The organism is Pseudomonas sp. WSY_20, assembly GCF_043104335.1.
Lineage (GTDB): Bacteria > Pseudomonadota > Gammaproteobacteria > Pseudomonadales > Pseudomonadaceae > Aquipseudomonas > Aquipseudomonas parafulva_B.
This window is the reverse complement of the sequence record NZ_JBICKP010000077.1, coordinates 25,283-44,301: the sequence shown is the minus strand read 5'-3', so window position 1 is coordinate 44,301 and position 19,019 is coordinate 25,283. Positions and strand designations below refer to the sequence as shown.

Here is a 19,019-nt window from a genome sequence, read left to right as displayed (position 1 = left end):
GCGGGCTGTATTCCATTCGCCGGAGCCTGTTTGCCGATGTACATCCTGAGCCGCCTGTCCAGCGTGCCACCCGAGTCGTTCCAGAACCAGATCCGTGAACTGGTCATCCACGAAGTGGGTGAGCTGAGCAGTGTCGCCATTACGCCTGATAACCCGTTGTACCCCTTGTACCAGTACGGTGTAGGCATGGAGGTGCACCAGTATCTGCAAGCACTCGATGGTACCCGCGGGCTGCGCGTTGCCCTGACTCTGGCACTCGATGCCGATGCCCCGGACCAGTTACTGGGCTTTGCTCTGGCATTGCCAGCCGACAACGACGACCAGGCCTGTGCCCTGGCATTTCTCGCTGTAGCGCCCACGCACCGCCGCCAGGGGATCGCGCGCGCCTTGCTGGCCGACCTGCAGGCTCAGTACCGCTACATTGAACTGAATGCCTTTGCCCACCAGGTGCCGTGGTTCGAAGTCATGGGCATGCAAGCGGTCTCGGCCAACGGCCCACAGGTACTGATGAGCAGTACCGGTCAAGGCGGTGATGCCCTGATCGGGCGCTTGGACATCGCGCCTATCTACCAGACGACCGAAGTCATGCAAATCCACACCTATCTGCTGAACCAGCACGGCGAAGACGCCATGATTGAGGCCGAACAGCGTCGGGACGAGCATCTGGATGAGCTAGCCCTTCAGGCCCAGGCCTGCGTGCAGCAACGCCTGACGGTACATTGATTCCCCTGCTCCTGCGCCCGTGACAAGGCGCAGGTCGTCCGCACTCAGGCATGCACCCAACGTCGATGCAGGCCGCGGGCCAGCGCATCCAGGGCAAAGCCCAACACCCCGATCAGCAGCACCATGGCCATCAGCTCGGAATAGGCCAGGCGGTCGCGTGTATCGAGAATGAAGTATCCCAAGCCTGCGCTCACCCCGAGCATCTCGCAGGGCACCAGCACGATCCACAAAATGCCGATGGCCAGCCGTACCCCTGTGAGCACGTGCCCGATCACGCCGGGGACAATCACCTTGCACAGGGTTTCCCAACGGGTGGCGCTCAGGCTTCGGCTGAGCTGCAGCCAGCGCGGGTCCAGTTGCCGCACCCCGGCAGCGGTATTGAGCAGGATCGGCCACAGCGCAGCGAACGCCAGCAGGAAGTAGATGGGCTGATCGCCCACCCCCATCAGCATCACCACGACCGGCATCCACGACAGCGGCGAGATCATGCGCAGGAACTGGAACGCAGGGGTAGTCGCCGCCTCCAGGTGCCGGTAGCTGCCCACCAGCAGCCCAAGGGGCACACCGATCAGCAGCGCCAGCAGCAAACCGATCAGGATGCGTTTGAGGCTGACCCAGATATGTCCGTACACCTCGCCTTGCCCAAGCAGCTCGATCAGGCTGGTAAAGGTGGCCGAGGGCGAGAAGCGTGCCGACAGGCCATCGGGCTGGCCGAAGGCTGCCACCCCTGCCCACCAGACCAGCAGCAACCCCAGCAACCCGGCCAGCCCCAGGCTGGCATGCACCACATGCTTGCGCATCAGACCGCGAACTCCTCGCTGCGCTCGAAGGTGTCGGCAATACCGAAGACCGAAGGCCCCCCGACGCTGGCGATGGCATTGCGCACAAAACGGTCGTCTACCAGGTCACCGGCCACGTGTGCCGGGTCCAGGTCGGCGAGAAACGCGTTGTTGCCTTCGATCAAGGTGCGCTTGAGCCGTGTGACGAGCTCCTGGGTGTAGCTGGGGTACGGATAAGGCTGGAAGTCGATGCGTTTCTCATCCCACTGCTGGTGTTGTATGGCACCGGTGGCGATGTAGTCGGCACGGTCGCTGGCAGCAGGTGCCAGCACCTTGGTCAACACCGCGGGGTCGTGTGGGGTGTACTTGTTAGGGCCTGCCTTGGACAGCAAAGCAGCCGCCTCGGCCCGGTGCTCGCGGGTCCATTGCTGGGCCTTGACGATGGCGTTGACCACCTTCTGCGACCAGTCCGGCCGGTTGTTCAGGTCGTGTTCATGCATGAACACCACGCAGCAGGCGTGGTTGCGCCAGACGTCCCCGGTGAAGCGCTGCACGCGCCCGACCTTGAGGTTTTCGGCCAAGGCGTTGAACGGTTCGGCGACGATGTAGCCGGCGATGCGCTTGCTGGCCAGGGCCGGGGGCATGTCCGAGGGAGGCAGCACCAGCAGGTTCACTTCGTTGGCGGCAAGCGCTGCTGTGGCGGGTTTGGACACGGCGGTCAGGCCACTGTCCGCGAGCATCTGTTGCAGCACAACGTTATGAATCGAATACCAGAACGGAATGGCCACGGTCTTGCCACCGAGCTGTTTCATGTCGGTAATATCTGGCGCCACCGTCAGCCCCGAGCCGCCCACATGGTTCCAGGCCACCACTTTGGCCGGCACCTTGCTTGCGTAACGCGCCCATACCGTCATCGGGGACAACAGATGGATGACGTTGACCTGCCCGGAAATGAACGCTTCGATCACCTGTGCCCAACTGCGCAGCAAGACCGGCCGTTCGGCTTTGATGCCTTCGGCCTCGAACAGGCCATTGTTGTGCGCCACCAGCAGCGGGGTGGCATCGGTGATGGGGAGATAACCGATGCGCACAGGCGCATCGGGTTCGGCGGCGGCGCGTGCCTGTAAGCTGGACAGCAGCGGCAATGCGCCCGCTGCGGTCAGCAGTGCGCTCATCTTGAGAAAATCGCGACGCGAAGAAGCGGCGCAGCAGTCATCCATGCACATGGACAGCCTCCGAGGACAAGGGGGTGGGTTGGGGTTCGACTGTGCGGCTTGCCCGCCGAAGGGTTTTGAGAATCTCGATGCGCAAGGCGCCCAATGCCTCGACCTGCTGCGTCCGGGGTTGCGGCAGGTCGACGAGCCATTGCCCGAGCGTGTGCGCTGGGTGGTCGCCCAGTAGCAATACGCGGTCGGACAACAGCAGGGCTTCGTCGATGTCATGTGTAATCAGGACCGCCGCGGTGTTGTGCGTGGCGATCAATTGCAGCAGCAGTTGCTGCATGTCGGCGCGGGTCACCTCGTCCAGCGCGCCGAACGGCTCGTCGAGCAGCAGCACTTCTGGCTGGCGCGCCAGGCAACGGGCCAATGCCGTGCGCTGGGCCATGCCGCCGGAGAGCTGGGCCGGATACTGGTTGCGTGCATGGTCCAGGCCTACGGCAGCAATGGCATGGTCGACGCGTGCCCGACGCTCGTCTGCGGCAAGCGTTGGCTGGCGGGCGAAGTCCAGGCCGAAGGCGACATTCTTCTCCAGGCTCAGCCAAGGCAGCAGGCTTGGGTCCTGAAAGGCCACCGCCAGGCGCGGATGCGGGCCCTGCAGCGGCTGGCCGTGCAACATTACGTGCCCGCCTTGGGGTTGCTGAAGGCCCGCAAGCACGCGCAGCAGGCTGGACTTGCCGACACCGCTGGGGCCCAGGATGCTCACCACCTCGCCTGGGGCCAGTTGCAGGTCGAACCGGGCCAGTACCTGCTGCCAGCCCTCGGCACGGGGGTAGCCCAGGCTGATGGCCTTGGCTTGTAGCACAACGTGGGTCATGCCGATGCTGCCTGGCGATGAAGTTCAGCGCGCAGTTGCACCAGGCTGGGCGTGACGATGGGCACGAAGGCTGACTCACGCCAGCGCCGCGCGAAGCCTTCGCCATATTCGCACAGGTAAGCTTTGCCGCCGCTGGCCTGTAGCTCAAGCTGCACGGCATCGGCGGCGCACTCGGCCAGGGTGATGCGCAATTTGAACAGCGCTGCCGGCTGCTCCCTGAAGCGCTCATCGAGCAGCCCTTGCTTGAGCTCACTCACGGTGTTCTCCAGGCGAGCACTGAGTACCTGCCTGGCTTCATCCAGGAACGAAGCGCGCCCGTGCAGGTGACCCTGGACTTCTTCCAGCGCCCTGCGCGCCAGGCCGATGGCCATGCCGCACTGCAGCCCCAGGAAAGCCGGCCGGACACGGGGCAGGAATTGGCGGGCGTTGTCGTGCAGCAACCAGTCACGCGACAATTGCACCTGGTGGAAGGCCAGCGCAGCGGTGTTACTCGACTGCAAGCCCATCAGTTGCAGGTCGTCAGAGCGCTCAAGACCTTGTGCATCGGACGGAATGGCCAGCACGAAGGGGGCGCCACCGGCGTCATCCTCGATGGCAGCGGCTACAACGAAGCCGCTCTTGCGCAGGTTGGTCACCCAGTGCAACCGCCCTTCCAAATCCCAGCCATCCTCCTGGGGCCGACCGCGCACCTGTAGCGTCTCGATACCCGAAAGAAACTTCATGGCGTTGGACAAGCCCGTGGCGCCGGCCAGCTCACCGCTCAACAGCGCAGGCAGCAGCCGTTCGCGCAGCCCGGTATTGGGGCTCTGCAGCAGGTATTCGATGAAGGCCCGCTGCCCCCAGCACACGAAGGCCGTGGCCAGTGAACGGCTGGCAATGGTTGCGATGGCCTCCACCGCGTCGGTGATCTGGCCACCTGAACCGCCCAGGGCAGGGTCGATGCCAACGCGCAGCAATTGCGACTGCGCTATCTGGAACAGCACCTGTTGCGGCTCGCACTGGCCACGGTCGATGGCTTCGGCATTGGCATCCAGCCACTGTCGAAATGCGCACTCTTGCATGTTTTCTTGCTCCTTTTGAAACGCCGCGGGCGCCTGGCGACCCGTTCACGGCCAATGGCCGTTCCAGTACCGACCGCAGTGCGGCGGGTTGCCTGCGTCCTACGCAGACGGCTGTTGCCAGCGATACTTACCCAGCTCATCGTTGAGCGGCGTCTGGGCGAACACATTAGCAAAGTTGCACAGGGTTGCGAGGCTGACGCCCAGAATCACTTCCAGCGCATTGCCCTCGGTGAAGCCAGCGTCGCGAAAAGCCTGGTAAGTCGCCGGGCTCACATCGCCGCGGGTGGCGATGACTTCGCGGGCAAACGCCGCCAGGGTTTCGTATCGCGCGTCGGGAAGCTCGCCGCGCGCGCGCAGGGCGTCGACCACTTCGTGGGGCAGCTTGGCTTTGTTCAGGGCCACTGCCGTATGGCCCGCCACGCAGAAGTCGCAACCGTGCTGGGTGGCGGCGATCAACTGCACCACTTCGCGCTCGGCCAAGGTCAGCTCCGACTTGCCGTTCAACGCCGAAACGGTGACATAGGTTTCCAGCGCGGCTGGGGCGTTGGCCAGGACACGCAGCAGGTTGGGGATGAAGCCCGAGTTCTTCTGGGCGTTTTCGAGGAACGGCTTGGCCGCCTCTGGTGCGGTCTGCAGGTCGTGTAGGGTAATGCGCGAGGACATGGGGTACTCTCCTTTGCCGTGTATCAGTACAGTCTGTTGGTTATAAGAAGTACGCTCCATATTCATCAGTCGTTTTTACTTGCTCCTGAGTGTTTGCCTTAGATGATTTCGTCCAGCCATCTCGTCGAGCGGTTATTAGAAAGCCTCGAGCTAGACGCCAGCCTGTTTCATGTCGCCCGTTACTGTGGAGGCTGGCACGCCAGCACCCACGGCATGGGCCACGCCAGTTTTCACCTGGTCGTGCAAGGTGGCTGCTGGCTGCACGCAGAGACCCTCGAGCAGCCGGTGCGCCTGGAGCGCGGCGATGCCGTGTTCCTGCTGCGTGATGTGAGCTATCGGCTTGCCAGCGAAGCCGATGCCGCGCAGGCCTGCGCCCAACCGCGCCAGCCCATGCAGCCCCTTGATGCCGAGGCGAGCGATGGGGTGGGCCTGGTCTGTGGGTTCTTCCATTTCAGCAGCGGCCTTTCGGCGCTGATCATCGACGCAATGTCCGATCTGATCATCCTGCGCGCCGAGGACCCCGCAGGTAGCGCTGCACGCGCCTTGTTCGATCTGATTCTGGAAGAATGCCGGCGCGCCAACGGGCCCTCTCAAGTCTTGCTGGAGCGACTGACGCACCTGTTGTTCCTGTATGCCCTGCGCCAACAGGTGCATGGCGCTCAGCCGCTGGGTGGGCTGATCGCCCTTGCCCGCCAGCCAGTGTTTGCGGACTTGCTCGAACAGTTGATCAAGGCGCCTGGGGCCATCTGGACGCTGGAACGCATGGCGGCGTGCACGGGTTTGTCGCGGTCGGCGTTCTTCAAGCGTTTCAGCGAGCTGGCCGGGCAGTCACCCGGCCAAGTGCTGTTGGCACTGCGCATGCGTCATGCCAGCCAGTTGCTTCGCGCCGGCCATACGGTCGAACAGGTAGGTGCTCAGGCGGGGTATCAATCGGTAGCGGCGTTCACGCGTGCCTTCGCCAAGGCCGTGGGCGTACAGCCGGGGGCGTATCGGCGTCAGCAAAGTGGACGGTGAGAGGCCGCTTCAAGAACTCAGTGTAGGGGCACCGGCACTCTCATCTCGTTACATTGCATGACTGTCCTACAATAATGGCTTTATGTCATCATCCGCGCGTTCAAGTCCACCGCACTCTCCCTCCCGCCCCTTAGCATCTACAGAGCCTGGCGCCGTCCCGAGTGGCTTGCGCCAACGCGCCTCGCCCCCTGCACGCCATCCCTAGGAGCTTTCGATGCATTTCAGGAACATGAAGATCGGCATTCGCGCAGCCTGCGTGTTTGCTTTGTTGGGCATGCTGATCCTGACCATGGGGCTTGTCGCCCTGTATGAAACACAGCAGATGGATGAGTCCACGGATGAAATCCGCCTGACCTGGATGCCCACCGTCATGTCGCTCAGTGCAATCAACAGCAACCTGGGCCGTACTCGCGCCCTCACCCTGCGCAGTGCATTGGAAGAGAATGCCAGCGAGCGCACCCGCTACCTGAGTACGATCCAGAGTATCGAACGCGAATTGGATGAAGGCTTCGAGGCCTATGTGGCCACCATCGTGTCCAACGAAGACCGCGGGCTGTTCGAAACCGCTCGCAGCGCCTATCAGCACTACCATGAGCTCCAGGAAACGGTCCTGGCCGAGCTTTCGGCCGGGCGCATGGACAGGGCTCGCCAGCAGATCAACGGCCCGCTGACGGCACGTGCCGAAACGATGATGCAAGCCATGTCCACGCTCATCGCCTTCAACGCCAAAGGCGCAGAAGCTGCCTCCCAACTGAGCAGCGACGTGGCCGATGAGGCATTGGTGGCCATTATCACGGCACTGGTTGTGATCCTGCTGGCACTGGTGCTGATCGCCTACCTGCTCACACGCAGCATCATCGTGCCGCTAGCCCAAGCCGTTACCGCCGCAGAGCGCGTGGCGGCCGGTGACCTGACCCAGCCCATCCAGGCTGAGGGCCGCGACGAGCCCGCCTTGCTGCTGAAGGCCTTGGCCCGCATGCAAGCCAACCTGCGCCAGACCATTGCCCGCATTGCGGCCTCGTCGGACCAACTGGCGTCGGCGTCCGAAGAGCTGCACACCGTGACCGAAGACACCAGCCGTGGTCTGCACCAGCAAAGCGCCGAAATCGACCAGGCTGCCACGGCCGTCAACCAGATGACCGTCGCCGTGGAAGAAGTCGCCAGCAATGCCGTGAGCACGGCCGATGCTTCTAAAGGCGCAGACCGCACGACCCGCGACGGCCGTGACCAGGTCAACCAGGCATTGCAATCCATCGAGCAGTTGGTAGCCGAAGTTACCGGCACTTCGGCGCAGGTGCAGCAGCTGGCCAACAGCGCCAATGAAATTACCCGTGTGCTGGACGTGATCGGCTCTATCGCAGGGCAGACCAATCTCCTGGCACTCAACGCCGCCATCGAAGCGGCGCGGGCAGGTGAAGCGGGCCGAGGGTTCGCGGTGGTGGCCGACGAAGTGCGCGCCCTCGCCCACCGCACTCAACAATCGACTGCGGAAATCGAACAGATGATCGCGGGCATCCAGAACGGTACCGAACGCGCCGTGACGGCGATGTCCAGCAGTCAGGGTCGGGCGGCCGGTACGTTGGAGGTGGCCCAAGGTGCAGGGCGCGCGCTTGAGGTCATCGCCGAAGCCATCGCCTCGATCAACCAGCGTAACCTGGTGATCGCAAGCGCCTCGGAGGAGCAGGCTCAGGTGGCCCGAGAAGTGGATCGCAACCTGGTCAACATCCGTGATCTGTCAATGCAGACCTCGGCCGGGGCCAACCAGACCAGCGCAGCAGCGCAGGATCTGTCACGCCTGGCGGTAGACCTCAATGCCATGGTTGCGCAATTCAAGGTGTGATCCTGAGAGAGGGGCCGACCAGCGGCCCCTCAACGTGAGGCCACTGGCTCACTTGCTGACGCTGACCACCCGCCCCACGTTCTGCGCTGCCTTGCCACGGGTTGCCAGGCAGTAGTACAGCGGCACCGTTACCAACAAACCGAACAGCCACGACAGATCGGCCCCTTCGACGATGTTCGAGTACGGGCCGACATACAGCGCCGTGTTGGCGAATGGCAATTGCACCAGGATGCCGCAGGCATAGGCAATGATCGCGTGGTGGTTGAAGCGGCCATAGATGCCGCCATCGGCGCTGAAGATCGAGGCGATGTCGTACTGGCCTTTCTTGATCAAGTAGAAGTCGACCAGGTTGATCGATGCCCAGGGTACCAGCACCAGCAGAAGCGCCAGGATCAGCCCGATGAACTGGCCGATGAAGTCGGCCGAAGCATTGAGCGCCACCAGTGCGCAGGCCACGAGGATGACGCTGGCCAGCACCACACGCACCTTGATGCTCGGCGTCCACTGGGCAAAGAATGTCTGGATTGCCGTCACGATCGAAAGCACGGCGCCGTACAGGTTCAGGGCGTTATGACTGATGATGTTGAGCAGGAACAGCACCATCAGGATCGGCCCGAGCCAGCCGGTGGCCTGTTTGACGGCATCCATGGCATCGGTGCCTTCGGGCACGCACAGCACGGCCACTGCCCCGAAGCTGAAGCACAGGATGGTGCCCAAGGTGGCGCCGAAGTAGGTCGCCCAGAATGGACGGGCGATCCCCACCTCACGCGGCAAGTAGCGCGAATAGTCGGAGGTGTACGGCGAGAAGCTGATCTGCCAGATCGTGCCCAGCGACACGGTGGCGATGAACCCGGACAGGTTGAAGGCACCACGGCTGAAGAAGTCGCCCGGCAGTACCTGCATGAACATCATGATGAACCCAGCCAGCAACGCAGAGCCCATCACCCAGGTGCCGATGCGGTTCAGAATGTGGATGAAACGGTAGCCCACGACGCCGATGGCAGTGGCGCTCAAGGCGCCGATCACGATCGCGCCGGGCATGGGGACCGTGGGTGCGATGCCGTGGATGGTCTTGCCTGCCAGCACGATGTTGGAAATGAAGAAGCCCACGTAGATCAGCGCGGTGAAGAAAACGATCAGCAGCGCGCCGTAGCGTCCGAACTGGCCCCGGCTCTGCACCATCTGCGGGATGCCCAGCTGCGGCCCCTGTGCAGAGGCCAGGGCAATCACCACGCCTCCCAGCAAGTGCCCCATGACGATGGCGATCAGCCCCCACAACAGGTTCAGGTGGAACACCTGGATCACCATGGCGCCGGTGACGATGGGCAGTGGCGCAATGTTGGTGCTGAACCAGAGGGTAAACAGGTCGCGCGCCTTCCCATGGCGCTCGGCAGGTGGAACGTAATCGACCGTGTGATTCTCGACAAACTGATGTTGCGACGACGGTTGGGACATGGTTTTTAGCTCGAAAGGTCGTTTTTATCGTTGTAAGGAAACCGCATCTAGGCGGCCTCTCAGCTGAAGACCATATTATGGTATTCCAAATTTTTGACAATACTGATCCGCATTTCTAAATGTCAGCTGATCCGATTCAGCCATTAACGAAAAGTGATCATGAGCGCTTGTAACCCTTTAAATACGCGGGTTTGGACCACTCATCGCGGTTTTAGCCAAGTCTAAAAATGTGCTTGCAAAAAAGGTATTACGGTATACCATCAGACACATCAACGATAAAAACCGCGGCCCACCGCAGCTTTAAGAGGTACATCAGATGATCGACGCAACCGTCTACAAGAACGTCCTGGGTTCCTTCCCCTCCGGCGTTACCGTCATCACCACCCTGGACGACGACGGCTCGGTCGTTGGCTTGACCGCCAGCGCCTTCTCATCCCTGTCGATGGACCCTCCCCTGGTGCTGTTCTGCCCCAACTACACGTCCGACTCCTACCCGGTGCTGATCAAGCACAAGCGCTTCGCCATTCATCTGTTATCCGGCAATCAGCAGGCCGAGGCCTACGCCTTCGCCAAGAAGGGCAAGGACAAGGCCGCCGGCATCGAGTGGTCGTTGAGCGCGCTGGGCAACCCCATTCTCGCCGGTGCTACCGCCGTGATCGAATGTGAGCTGTGGCGCGAATACGAAGGGGGCGATCACGCAATCATGGTGGGCAAAGTGCACAACCTGATCGTGCCGGAGCAAGCGCCGCTGCCGATGGTGTACTGCCGCGGGAAGATGGCCAGCCTGCCTGCACTCGCCTGATCTCTGCCCCCCGTGAACGCACTTGGCGCAAAGCATTGCGCTGTCCGCTGCGATACCCGGCTGTACGCCGGGTGACACTACCCAGTCCGAGGAATGCCCCATGAAATTTTCGTTGTTCGTGCACATGGAACGTTGGGATGAACAGGTCAGCCACCGCCAGTTGTTCGAAGACCTCACCGAACTGACCTTGATGGCCGAAGACGGCGGTTTCAGCACCGTGTGGATCGGCGAACATCACGCCATGGAATACACCATTTCGCCAAGCCCCATGCCATTGCTGGCTTATCTGGCGGCGCGTACCGAGAAGATCCGCCTGGGCGCTGGCACCATCATCGCCCCGTTCTGGAACCCGATCCGCGTCGCCGGCGAATGCGCTTTGCTCGATGTGATCAGCAACGGGCGCATGGAGGTGGGTCTGGCCCGTGGCGCCTATCAATTCGAATTCGATCGCATGGCCAATGGCATGCCAGCCACCGATGGCGGCAAGGCGCTGCGCGAAATGGTGCCTGTGGTACGCAAGCTGTGGGAGGGTGACTACGCCCATGAAGGCGAGGTGTACAAGTTCCCGACCTCCACCAGTGTTCCCAAGCCGTTCAATGCCACTCCACCCATGTGGATCGCGGCCCGTGACCCTGACTCGCATAACTTCGCCGTGGCCAATGGCTGCAACGTGATGGTGACGCCGCTGATGAAGGGCGACGAGGAAGTGCTGGACCTTCGCAACAAGTTCCAGGCCGCCTTGGACAACAACCCCGACGTGCCGCGCCCACAATTGATGGTATTGCGCCACACCCACGTACACAGCCCGCAAGAGCCGGACGGCTGGAAGGTGGGCGCCAGCGCCATCTCGCGCTTCTACCGCACGTTCGACGCCTGGTTCGGCAACAAGACCACGCCGGTCAATGGTTTCCTGGAGCCCAGCCCTGAAGCGAAGTTCGCCGAAGTGCCTGCATTCGAGCTGGAGAACATCCGCAAGAACACCATGATTGGCACTGCGGAAGAAATCATCGCGCGCATCAAGTACTACCAGGAACTGGGCGTCGATGAATTCAGCTTCTGGTGTGACAACAGCCTGCCCCACGCCGAGAAGAAAAAATCGCTGGAGCTGTTCATCAAGGAAGTGATCCCGGCATTCACCTGAATTCCCTTTACCTGATTCTTTGCGGGGCATGCCCGCTCGCGCGGGTCGTCTGGCCATGCGCGAGCGGGTTTTTTTCAGCCCAAATACAGGTACCGCCCCCGCGCGCTCGATACAGATGCGGTGCGGACCTGCACATCAGCTCACCTTTCGTCTCGGTGGGATGAGAAAACGCCACGCAATGCTTGCAGAACAAATATTATGGTATACCATCAGACAACAAAATCTGATCACACCGTACAGGAGCCCCCCATGAGTTTTGAAATTCGCAAGATCGTCACCTACTCCGAAGAGACCCGTATCGAAGGTGGCAAAGCCACTGACACGCCGGTCACCATGGTGGGCCTGGCGGTGGTCATCAAGAACCCTTGGGCTGGCCGTGGCTTCGTCGACGACCTCAAGCCCGAAATCCGCGCGCATTGCTCGGAACTTGGCGCGCTGATGGTCGAGCGACTGACGGCCGCCATCGGTGGTGCCGACAAGATCGAGGCCTACGGCAAGGCGGCAGTGGTGGGCGCTGACGGTGAAATCGAACACGCATCGGCCGTCATCCATACCCTGCGCTTCGGCAACCACTACCGCGAAGCCGTGCAGGCCAAAAGCTACCTGAGCTTTACCAACAAGCGCGGTGGCCCTGGCACGTCCATCCAGATTCCGATGATGCAAAAAGACGACGAAGGCCTGCGTTCGCACTACATCACCCTGGAAATGCAGATCGAGGACGCACCTCGCGCCGATGAAATCGTGGTGGTCCTTGGCGCTGCCGATGGCGGCCGCCTGCACCCACGCATTGGCAACCGCTACATCGACCTGGAAGAACTGGCGGCCGAGAAGGCCAACGCTCAATAACAACAATCAAGCCGGGCCTGGGTGTGGCGATCAATTCGCCACGCCCGACCTCAAAGGAGCGCCCTCCATGATTCAGCCCGTCGCTGAACGCACCCCCGCCGGCACCAGTTACCTGTCCGTCGGTCAGGGTCAACCCGTGGTACTTATTCACGGCGTGGGCCTGAACAAGGAAATGTGGGGCGGTCAGATCGTTGGCCTGGCCAACGACTACCGCGTCATCGCCTATGACATGCTCGGCCACGGCCAGAGTGCCTTGCCCCCGGCCGACGTCGGCCTCGAAGGCTATGCCGCCCAGTTGGCCGAGGTACTCGATCACCTGCAACTGAGCCAAGCCATCGTCATCGGTTTCTCCATGGGCGGCCTGGTCGCACGTGCCTTCGCCCTGCACTACCCCCAGCGCATCGCTGCCCTGGTGGTGCTCAACAGCGTCTTCAACCGCAGCCCCGAACAGAGCGCCGGGGTTATTGCCCGTGCCGCTCAGGCAGCAGAGCTGGGCCCGGACGCCAATGTCGAGGCGGCACTGGACCGCTGGTTCAGCCGCGAGTACAAGGCGGCGAACCCCGCCCAGGTGGCTGCCATCCGTCACGTGCTGGCCAGCAACGACCCACAGGGTTATCACACCACCTATTCGTTGTTTGCCACCCAGGACATGTACCGCGCAGGTGACCTGGGCAGCATCCAGGTGCCGACGCTGATCGCCACGGGAGAGCTCGATACCGGCTCGACGCCGGCCATGGCCCGCCAGCTCGCCGCCCGTATCCCGGGTGCGCACAGTGTGGTGCTGGCCGAGCAGCGGCATATGATGCCGGTGGAGGCACCGCGCGAAGTGAACAAGATGCTGCTGGACTTTCTCGCCAAAGCCCGCAGCCTGACCGAATCAGCCAAGGGGATAGTGGCATGAGCCTCGTTCGTTTTCAGATGTGCATCGACGGCCAATGGTGCGATGCGCAGAGCGCCAAGACCTTCGACAGCTTGAACCCGGCCACCGCACAGCCCTGGGCGCAGCTGCCGGACGCAGGCGAAGCCGACGTGGAACTGGCGGTTCAAGCCGCGCAGCGGGCATTCGAAAGCCAGGCTTGGCGGGGCATAACCGCTACAGCCCGTGGCAAGCTGTTGCGCCGTCTCGGGGACCTGATCGCCGAGAACAAGGAACACCTGGCCCAGCTGGAAAGCCGTGACAACGGCAAGCTGATCCGCGAAACCCGCGGTCAGGTGGGTTACCTGCCAGAGTTCTTCCATTACACCGCAGGCCTGGCCGATAAGCTTGAAGGCGGCACGCTGCCCTTGGACAAGCCGGATCTGTTCGCCTACACCGTGCACGAGCCTATCGGTGTGGTCGCCGGGATCATCCCGTGGAACAGCCCGCTGTACCTGACGGCGATCAAACTGGCGCCGGCCCTGGCCGCTGGCAATACCATCGTGCTCAAGCCCTCCGAGCATGCCTCGGCGACCATTCTGGAGCTGACCCGCCTGGCGTTGGAAGCAGGGTTTCCGGCTGGCGTTGTCAACGTGGTCACAGGCTACGGCCCGAGCACCGGCGCGGCGCTTACCCGTCACCCGCTGGTGCGCAAGATCGCCTTCACAGGCGGTGCGGCCACCGCTCGCCATGTGGTGCGCAGCAGCGCCGAGAACTTCGCCAAGCTGTCGCTGGAACTCGGCGGCAAGTCGCCGAACATCATTTTTGCAGACGCCGACCTCGACAGCGCCATCAACGGTGCCGTGGCGGGGATCTATGCAGCGTCCGGACAAAGCTGCGTGGCCGGGTCGCGCCTGCTGGTGCAGGATGAAATCTTCGACGAGTTCGTCAAGCGCCTGATCGAGCGTGCCCAGCGCATTCGCATTGGCAACCCCCAGGACGATGCCAGCGAGATGGGCCCGATGGCCACTGCACAGCAGTTGGCCGTGGTCGAACAACTGGTCGCCGCGGCCAAGGCCGAAGGCGCCAAGCTGCACCTGGGCGGTAAACGGGCCCAGGTCGACGGCGAGGGCTGGTTCTACGAGCCAACGCTGTTCGAATGCGACAGCAACTCGATGAGCATCATGCAGGAAGAGGTGTTTGGACCGGTGGCGGCCGTCATTCGCTTCAAGACCGAGCAAGAGGCGCTGGCCATTGCCAACGATTCACAGTTCGGCCTGGCCGCCGGTATCTGGACCCGCGATTTGGGTCGAGCCCACCGCCTGGCGCGCGACGTGCGTTCGGGGATCATCTGGGTCAACACCTACCGCGCCGTATCTGCCATGGCGCCCATCGGCGGCTTCAAGAACAGCGGCTACGGACGCGAAAGCGGCATCGATTCCGTGCTGGCCTACACCGAGCTGAAAACCGTGTGGATCAACCTGTCCACCGCCCCCATGCCCGACCCCTTCGTGATGCGCTAAGAGGTAACACCGATGATCGAACCTGGCATCTACAAAGACGTGATGGGCTCCTTCCCGTCCGGGGTGACGGTCGTCACCACCCTGGACGCCGAGGGTGGCATCGTCGGCATCACTGCCAGTGCCTTCAGCGCGCTGTCGATCGACCCGGCGCTGGTGCTGTTCTGCCCCAACTACGCCTCCGACACCTACCCGATCCTGCGCGACAGCAAGCAGTTCGCCATTCACCTGCTGTCGGCAGGCCAGACGGCCGAAGCCTACGCCTTCGCGGGCAAAGGCAAGGACAAGGCCAAAGGCGTACAGTGGCACCTGAGCGCCTTGGGCAACCCGCTGCTGGACAACGCCACGGCGATCATCGAATGCGAGCTGTGGCGAGAGTACGACGGCGGCGACCATGCAATCATTGTGGGCGCCGTAAAAAACCTGGTGCTGCCCGCCGACCCGATGACGCCCATGGTGTACCACAAGGGTAAGCTGGGCGCCCTACCCCCACTGGGCTGAGGCGCGACTTTTTCAGGGCGCGCGCTGGCTTCTCACTCTGCTTAGCGCCGCTGTTTTATTCCGGAGTAGCGTACATGAGCAATGAAAAGTACGAAAAAGGTCTGCAGATTCGCACTCAGGTCCTGGGCGAAGACTATGTAAACCGGTCGATCCAGAATGCCGACGCATTCACCCAGCCTCTGCAGGAGCTGGTGACCGAGTACTGCTGGGGCCATGTCTGGGGCCGCGAAGGCTTGTCGCTCAAAGAGCGCAGCATGATAAACTTGGCCATGATTTCGGCACTCAACCGGCCGCACGAGCTCAAGCTGCACATCCGCGGCGCCTTGCGCAACGGCCTGAGCCGCGAGCAAGTACGCGAGATTCTGCTCCAGGTCGGCATTTATTGCGGCGTCCCGGCGGCGGTGGACAGTTTCCGCCTGGCCCGGGAAGCGTTCGCCGAGGCCGACGCGGAGTCCACCCGTTAACACCGGGCTGTTCGTACCCACGCAAGGAGCACCCAGGGTCGTGGTGCCCCGTTACGGTCGTGGCCGGGCAGCCTCATTCAGAGCGCACTCGATGAAACGCCAGCCACTGGACGACAGCTTCAAGGTCAATCGCAACCCCGTCACCCTGCGCGAAATCGTGCTCGACAAACTGCGGGGCGCGATCATGAACTTCCACCTGCTCCCAGGCGACCGCCTGGTGGAGCGCGATCTGTGCGACCGCCTTGGCGTCAGCCGCACGTCCGTGCGTGAAGCCCTGCGCCACCTGGAGTCCGAAGGCCTGGTGGAGTTCGCCGACGCCAAAGGCCCGCGTGTTGCGATCATCACCCTTGAAGATGCACGCGACATCTATGAGTTGCGCTGCGTACTCGAAGGCCTGATCGTGCAGCTGTTCACGCTCAATGCCAAGGCCAAGGACATCCGCGCGCTGGAACGCGCCCTGGACGTTAACCGTGAGGCGTTGGAAGAAGGTGAGCTGCAGCAGGTGCTCGAGTCGGTGCAAGGGTTCTATGACGTGCTGCTCGAGGGTTCGGGCAACCAGGTCGCGGCGCAGCAGCTTCGTCAGTTGCAGGCGCGCATCAGCTACCTGCGTGCCACATCGGTATCCCAGGCCAACCGCCGTGGTGCCAGCAACCTGGAAATGGAAAAAATGGTCGAGGCCATCAAAAGCGGCGACCCCCTGGTAGCTCACCAGGCCTCGGTCGATCACGTGCGTGCAGCCGCCAAGGTTGCACTGGACTATCTGCGCCAGAAACAAGACGACAACGCCAAGGTTCGCGAGATCGTCGCTCCCCTGGCCCTCAAGGAACCTCGCATAGGTCGCTGATCATGCCCAGTGCTCCCCGCTACTGCCCTCATTGCACCACGACGCTGGCCCAGGGCACACCTGCGGGGGACACCCATGAACGGCTGCACTGCGCCAGCTGCGGCTACATTCATTACATCAATCCGAAGATCATTGCCGGTTGCATCATTGAGCGCGACGGCAAATACCTGTTGTGCCAACGCGCCATCCCCCCTCGCCCCGGCACCTGGACGCTGCCGGCAGGCTTCATGGAAGCCGGCGAGACCACCGAACAGGCGGCGCTGCGCGAAGTGTGGGAGGAAAGCGGCGTACGGGCGGAGATCGTCTGCCCCTACTCCATTTTCAGCGTGCCCAAGATCAGCGAGGTCTACATCATCTTCCGCGCCTTCGTCACCGAGGAAACGGGCCGGTATGGCCCGGAAACCCTGGTCTATCGGTTTTTCGAACCAGAGCAGATCCCGTGGGACGACATCTACTACCCCGCCATCCGGCAGATTCTCGAGCGTTACATTCTCGAGCGTCAGGCCGGTGTCTACGGGATTTACACCGGCAACGATGACGTGGGCAAGGTGCACTTCATTCGCTGACTGGCCAAGCGCCATAAAACGCTCGCCAATCGTGCCTTCAGGGTGCACCCTAGAGCACCCTGTTTCAATGACCGGCAGAGCAGATGGCGAAGTGGCTAGCAGGCGGCGGCGTGATGGCCGACCGCATTCTTGGGCATGACTGGACGTGCACCTTGTTGGGTCCGCTGGAAAACTGGCCCGATACCCTCAAGACCACCTTGGCGCTGTGCCTGGGCTCGCATTTTCCACAGGCTGTGCTGTGGGGGCCCGATCTGCTGACCTTCCACAATGATGCCTTTCTCCCGATTCTGGGGCGCAAGCCGGTGGCGCTGGGGGTACCGTTTGCAGAGGTCTGGCAGGAGGCATGGGACGATATCCGCTGCATGGCCGACAGGGCCCTCCAGGGCGAAGCGGTCTACATCCAGGACTTCCCCTTGGTCATCGACCGTAACAACGGGCCGGAGCGTGCCTATTTCACGTTCTGCTACAGCCCAATTCGTGACCTGCATGGCAATGTGCTTGGAATGCTCGATACCGTCACCGAAACCACGGCCACCGTGCTGGGTAACCAACGCCTGGCGTTTCTGGACACACTCGGCCGGGCAGTGGCACAAGCAGTAGACCCTGAGGAGATCCTGGCAACGACCACGCGCCTGCTCGCGGAGCACCTAGGGCTATCAAGCTGTATCTATGCGGTCATGCAAGCAGACGATGACACCTTCACGGTCTGTGGCGAAGCGGTGACCGACGCGAGCCCCTCGTTGATCGGAGAGCATCGCCTGGGAGCTTTCGGCAAGCAGGTGAACGAACGACTGCGCAGCGGTCTGACATTGGCGCTCGATGATTGCAGGCAGGCACTTCCCGAGTCCGAGGCGGCTGTATTTGCAGCCCTTGGGATCAATGCCACGTGCTGCGTGCCGCTGATAAAAGGCGCAAGGCTCACCGCCTTGATGGCGGTCAACAGCGCGTCAGCGCACGCGTGGACCGAATACGAGCGGGTCTTGCTCGGTGACGTGACCGAACGCAGTTGGGCGCATATCCAGCATGCCCAATCCACGGGCGAGACGCAGGCCGCCTTGCTCGCGCTCGAGGCGCTCAACTCCAGCCTGGAGCAACGTGTGCAGACCCGCACCACGCAACTGCTGCACACCGAAGCGGAACTGCGTCAGGCCCAGAAGCTTGAGGCCATCGGCCAGCTTACAGGGGGTGTGGCGCACGATTTCAACAACATATTGACCATCATCCATGCCTCGCTGCATTTCTTGCAGCGTCCGGGCCTGGACGACGATCGGCGCATGCGCTATCTACGCACCATGGTCGAGACGGTCGAGCGCGGCTCCAAGTTGACCGGCCAACTGTTGGCCTTCGCACGGCGCCAGGCCTTGAATCCGCAGGTGTTCGACGCAGCGGCACGGCTGGCAGCCATGGCCGACCTGTTCGATACCGCAGCAGGCGCGAGCATTGATGTCGAGCTGGACTTGCCTGCTTCGCCGTGCCACGTGCGCGCCGACATCAGCCAACTGGAAACGGCGGTTATCAACCTGATGCTCAATGCCCGCGATGCTATGGCCGGTGTGGGCACCGTGCGCGTGCGTCTCCAAGCCCACCAGCACCTGCCGGTCAGCCGCGATGAGGTTCCCGATCCGTGCGCGTATGCCGCGATTTCCGTCACCGACACGGGAGTTGGCATCAGCACGGAGCTGTTCGAGCGGATATTCGACCCTTTTTTCACCACTAAACCTGCCGGGCAAGGCACTGGGCTGGGGTTGTCCCAGGTATTCGGTTTCGCCAAGCAGTCCGGGGGGGATATCAAGGTCAGCAGTGTCGAGGGCAAGGGCACGACCTTCACCCTGTACCTGCCGCAACAGGCACCGACGGCCTTGTCCGAAACGGATAGGACATGCAGCGTGCAAGCGGGCTAAAGCTTGCGT

General features: G+C 62.4%; 19 protein-coding genes. 13 read left to right on the top strand and 6 right to left on the bottom strand.

All coding sequences use genetic code 11. The annotated features are described in order from the left end of the window. The first annotated feature begins 36 nt into the window (after positions 1-36). Entirely contained in the window at positions 37-723 is a 687-nt protein-coding gene (locus ACF8E5_RS18200) for a GNAT family N-acetyltransferase (RefSeq protein ID WP_197844037.1), read from the top strand. A gap of 44 nt (positions 724-767) precedes the next feature. Here the strand turns inward: ACF8E5_RS18200 and ACF8E5_RS18195 are convergent, their stop codons facing one another. The 5 genes from ACF8E5_RS18195 to ACF8E5_RS18175 all read right to left on the bottom strand — a co-directional run bounded on the left by ACF8E5_RS18195 (position 768) and on the right by ACF8E5_RS18175 (position 5,260). Beyond that, on the bottom strand, positions 768-1,523 hold the full coding sequence (locus ACF8E5_RS18195) for an ABC transporter permease (RefSeq protein ID WP_058638355.1): 756 nt from the start codon (positions 1,521-1,523) through the stop codon (positions 768-770). Beyond that, complete coding sequence (locus ACF8E5_RS18190) at positions 1,523-2,728, bottom strand: ABC transporter substrate-binding protein (RefSeq protein WP_058605889.1); 1,206 nt, start codon at positions 2,726-2,728, stop codon at positions 1,523-1,525. Before ACF8E5_RS18190 ends, ACF8E5_RS18195 begins: the two co-directional genes overlap by 1 nt. Beyond that, complete coding sequence (locus tag ACF8E5_RS18185; protein WP_392475619.1) at positions 2,715-3,536, bottom strand: ABC transporter ATP-binding protein; 822 nt, start codon at positions 3,534-3,536, stop codon at positions 2,715-2,717. The genes ACF8E5_RS18190 and ACF8E5_RS18185 overlap by 14 nt, the downstream gene beginning before the upstream one ends. Then, positions 3,533-4,597: an acyl-CoA dehydrogenase family protein gene (locus ACF8E5_RS18180; protein ID WP_197844036.1), complete on the bottom strand. Its 1,065-nt coding sequence runs from the start codon at positions 4,595-4,597 to the stop codon at positions 3,533-3,535. The genes ACF8E5_RS18185 and ACF8E5_RS18180 overlap by 4 nt, the downstream gene beginning before the upstream one ends. Before the next feature lie 99 nt (positions 4,598-4,696). Further along, the gene (locus ACF8E5_RS18175) at positions 4,697-5,260 is read right to left on the bottom strand and encodes a carboxymuconolactone decarboxylase family protein (protein WP_023535132.1); all 564 of its coding nucleotides are present in this window, start codon (positions 5,258-5,260) and stop codon (positions 4,697-4,699) included. A 102-nt stretch (positions 5,261-5,362) separates the two neighbouring features. Here ACF8E5_RS18175 and ACF8E5_RS18170 point away from each other — a divergent pair, with 102 nt between their 5' ends. Beyond that, on the top strand, positions 5,363-6,274 hold the full coding sequence (locus tag ACF8E5_RS18170; protein ID WP_392475618.1) for an AraC family transcriptional regulator: 912 nt from the start codon (positions 5,363-5,365) through the stop codon (positions 6,272-6,274). 214 nt (positions 6,275-6,488) lie between these two features. Further along, positions 6,489-8,114 (top strand): methyl-accepting chemotaxis protein, encoded by a 1,626-nt coding sequence (locus ACF8E5_RS18165; RefSeq protein WP_392475617.1) that lies wholly within the window; start codon positions 6,489-6,491, stop codon positions 8,112-8,114. Between the two features lie 48 nt (positions 8,115-8,162). Here ACF8E5_RS18165 and ACF8E5_RS18160 read toward each other — a convergent pair whose 3' ends face one another. Further along, a complete protein-coding gene (locus ACF8E5_RS18160) occupies positions 8,163-9,569 on the bottom strand; it encodes a cytosine permease (protein ID WP_058638359.1) in 1,407 nt (468 codons plus the stop codon). Positions 9,570-9,885: 316 nt separating this feature from the next. Between ACF8E5_RS18160 and ACF8E5_RS18155 the strand changes: the two genes are divergently transcribed. The 10 genes from ACF8E5_RS18155 to ACF8E5_RS18110 all read left to right on the top strand — a co-directional run bounded on the left by ACF8E5_RS18155 (position 9,886) and on the right by ACF8E5_RS18110 (position 19,010). Then, positions 9,886-10,371 (top strand): flavin reductase family protein, encoded by a 486-nt coding sequence (locus ACF8E5_RS18155; protein WP_023535123.1) that lies wholly within the window; start codon positions 9,886-9,888, stop codon positions 10,369-10,371. A gap of 100 nt (positions 10,372-10,471) precedes the next feature. Beyond that, positions 10,472-11,512, top strand: a complete 1,041-nt coding sequence (locus ACF8E5_RS18150) for an LLM class flavin-dependent oxidoreductase (RefSeq protein ID WP_058605895.1) — start codon at positions 10,472-10,474, stop codon at positions 11,510-11,512. Between the two features lie 249 nt (positions 11,513-11,761). Continuing rightward, positions 11,762-12,358 carry an amino acid synthesis family protein gene (locus ACF8E5_RS18145; protein ID WP_058605896.1) on the top strand — a complete coding sequence of 199 codons (597 nt, stop codon included), beginning with the start codon at positions 11,762-11,764 and terminating at the stop codon, positions 12,356-12,358. Between the two features lie 67 nt (positions 12,359-12,425). After that, positions 12,426-13,259 (top strand): alpha/beta fold hydrolase, encoded by an 834-nt coding sequence (locus tag ACF8E5_RS18140; protein WP_196141775.1) that lies wholly within the window; start codon positions 12,426-12,428, stop codon positions 13,257-13,259. Further along, on the top strand, positions 13,256-14,737 hold the full coding sequence (locus tag ACF8E5_RS18135; RefSeq protein WP_392475616.1) for an aldehyde dehydrogenase: 1,482 nt from the start codon (positions 13,256-13,258) through the stop codon (positions 14,735-14,737). Before ACF8E5_RS18140 ends, ACF8E5_RS18135 begins: the two co-directional genes overlap by 4 nt. A gap of 12 nt (positions 14,738-14,749) precedes the next feature. Next, on the top strand, positions 14,750-15,235 hold the full coding sequence (locus tag ACF8E5_RS18130) for a flavin reductase family protein (protein ID WP_058605899.1): 486 nt from the start codon (positions 14,750-14,752) through the stop codon (positions 15,233-15,235). Positions 15,236-15,309: 74 nt separating this feature from the next. Continuing rightward, positions 15,310-15,699, top strand: a complete 390-nt coding sequence (locus ACF8E5_RS18125) for a carboxymuconolactone decarboxylase family protein (protein ID WP_058638362.1) — start codon at positions 15,310-15,312, stop codon at positions 15,697-15,699. Positions 15,700-15,790: 91 nt separating this feature from the next. Beyond that, positions 15,791-16,543 (top strand): GntR family transcriptional regulator, encoded by a 753-nt coding sequence (locus ACF8E5_RS18120; protein ID WP_058605900.1) that lies wholly within the window; start codon positions 15,791-15,793, stop codon positions 16,541-16,543. A 2-nt stretch (positions 16,544-16,545) separates the two neighbouring features. Beyond that, the gene (locus tag ACF8E5_RS18115; RefSeq protein WP_392475615.1) at positions 16,546-17,109 is read left to right on the top strand and encodes an NUDIX hydrolase; all 564 of its coding nucleotides are present in this window, start codon (positions 16,546-16,548) and stop codon (positions 17,107-17,109) included. A gap of 83 nt (positions 17,110-17,192) precedes the next feature. Continuing rightward, positions 17,193-19,010 (top strand): ATP-binding protein, encoded by a 1,818-nt coding sequence (locus ACF8E5_RS18110; protein WP_392475614.1) that lies wholly within the window; start codon positions 17,193-17,195, stop codon positions 19,008-19,010. Positions 19,011-19,019 lie beyond the last annotated feature (9 nt).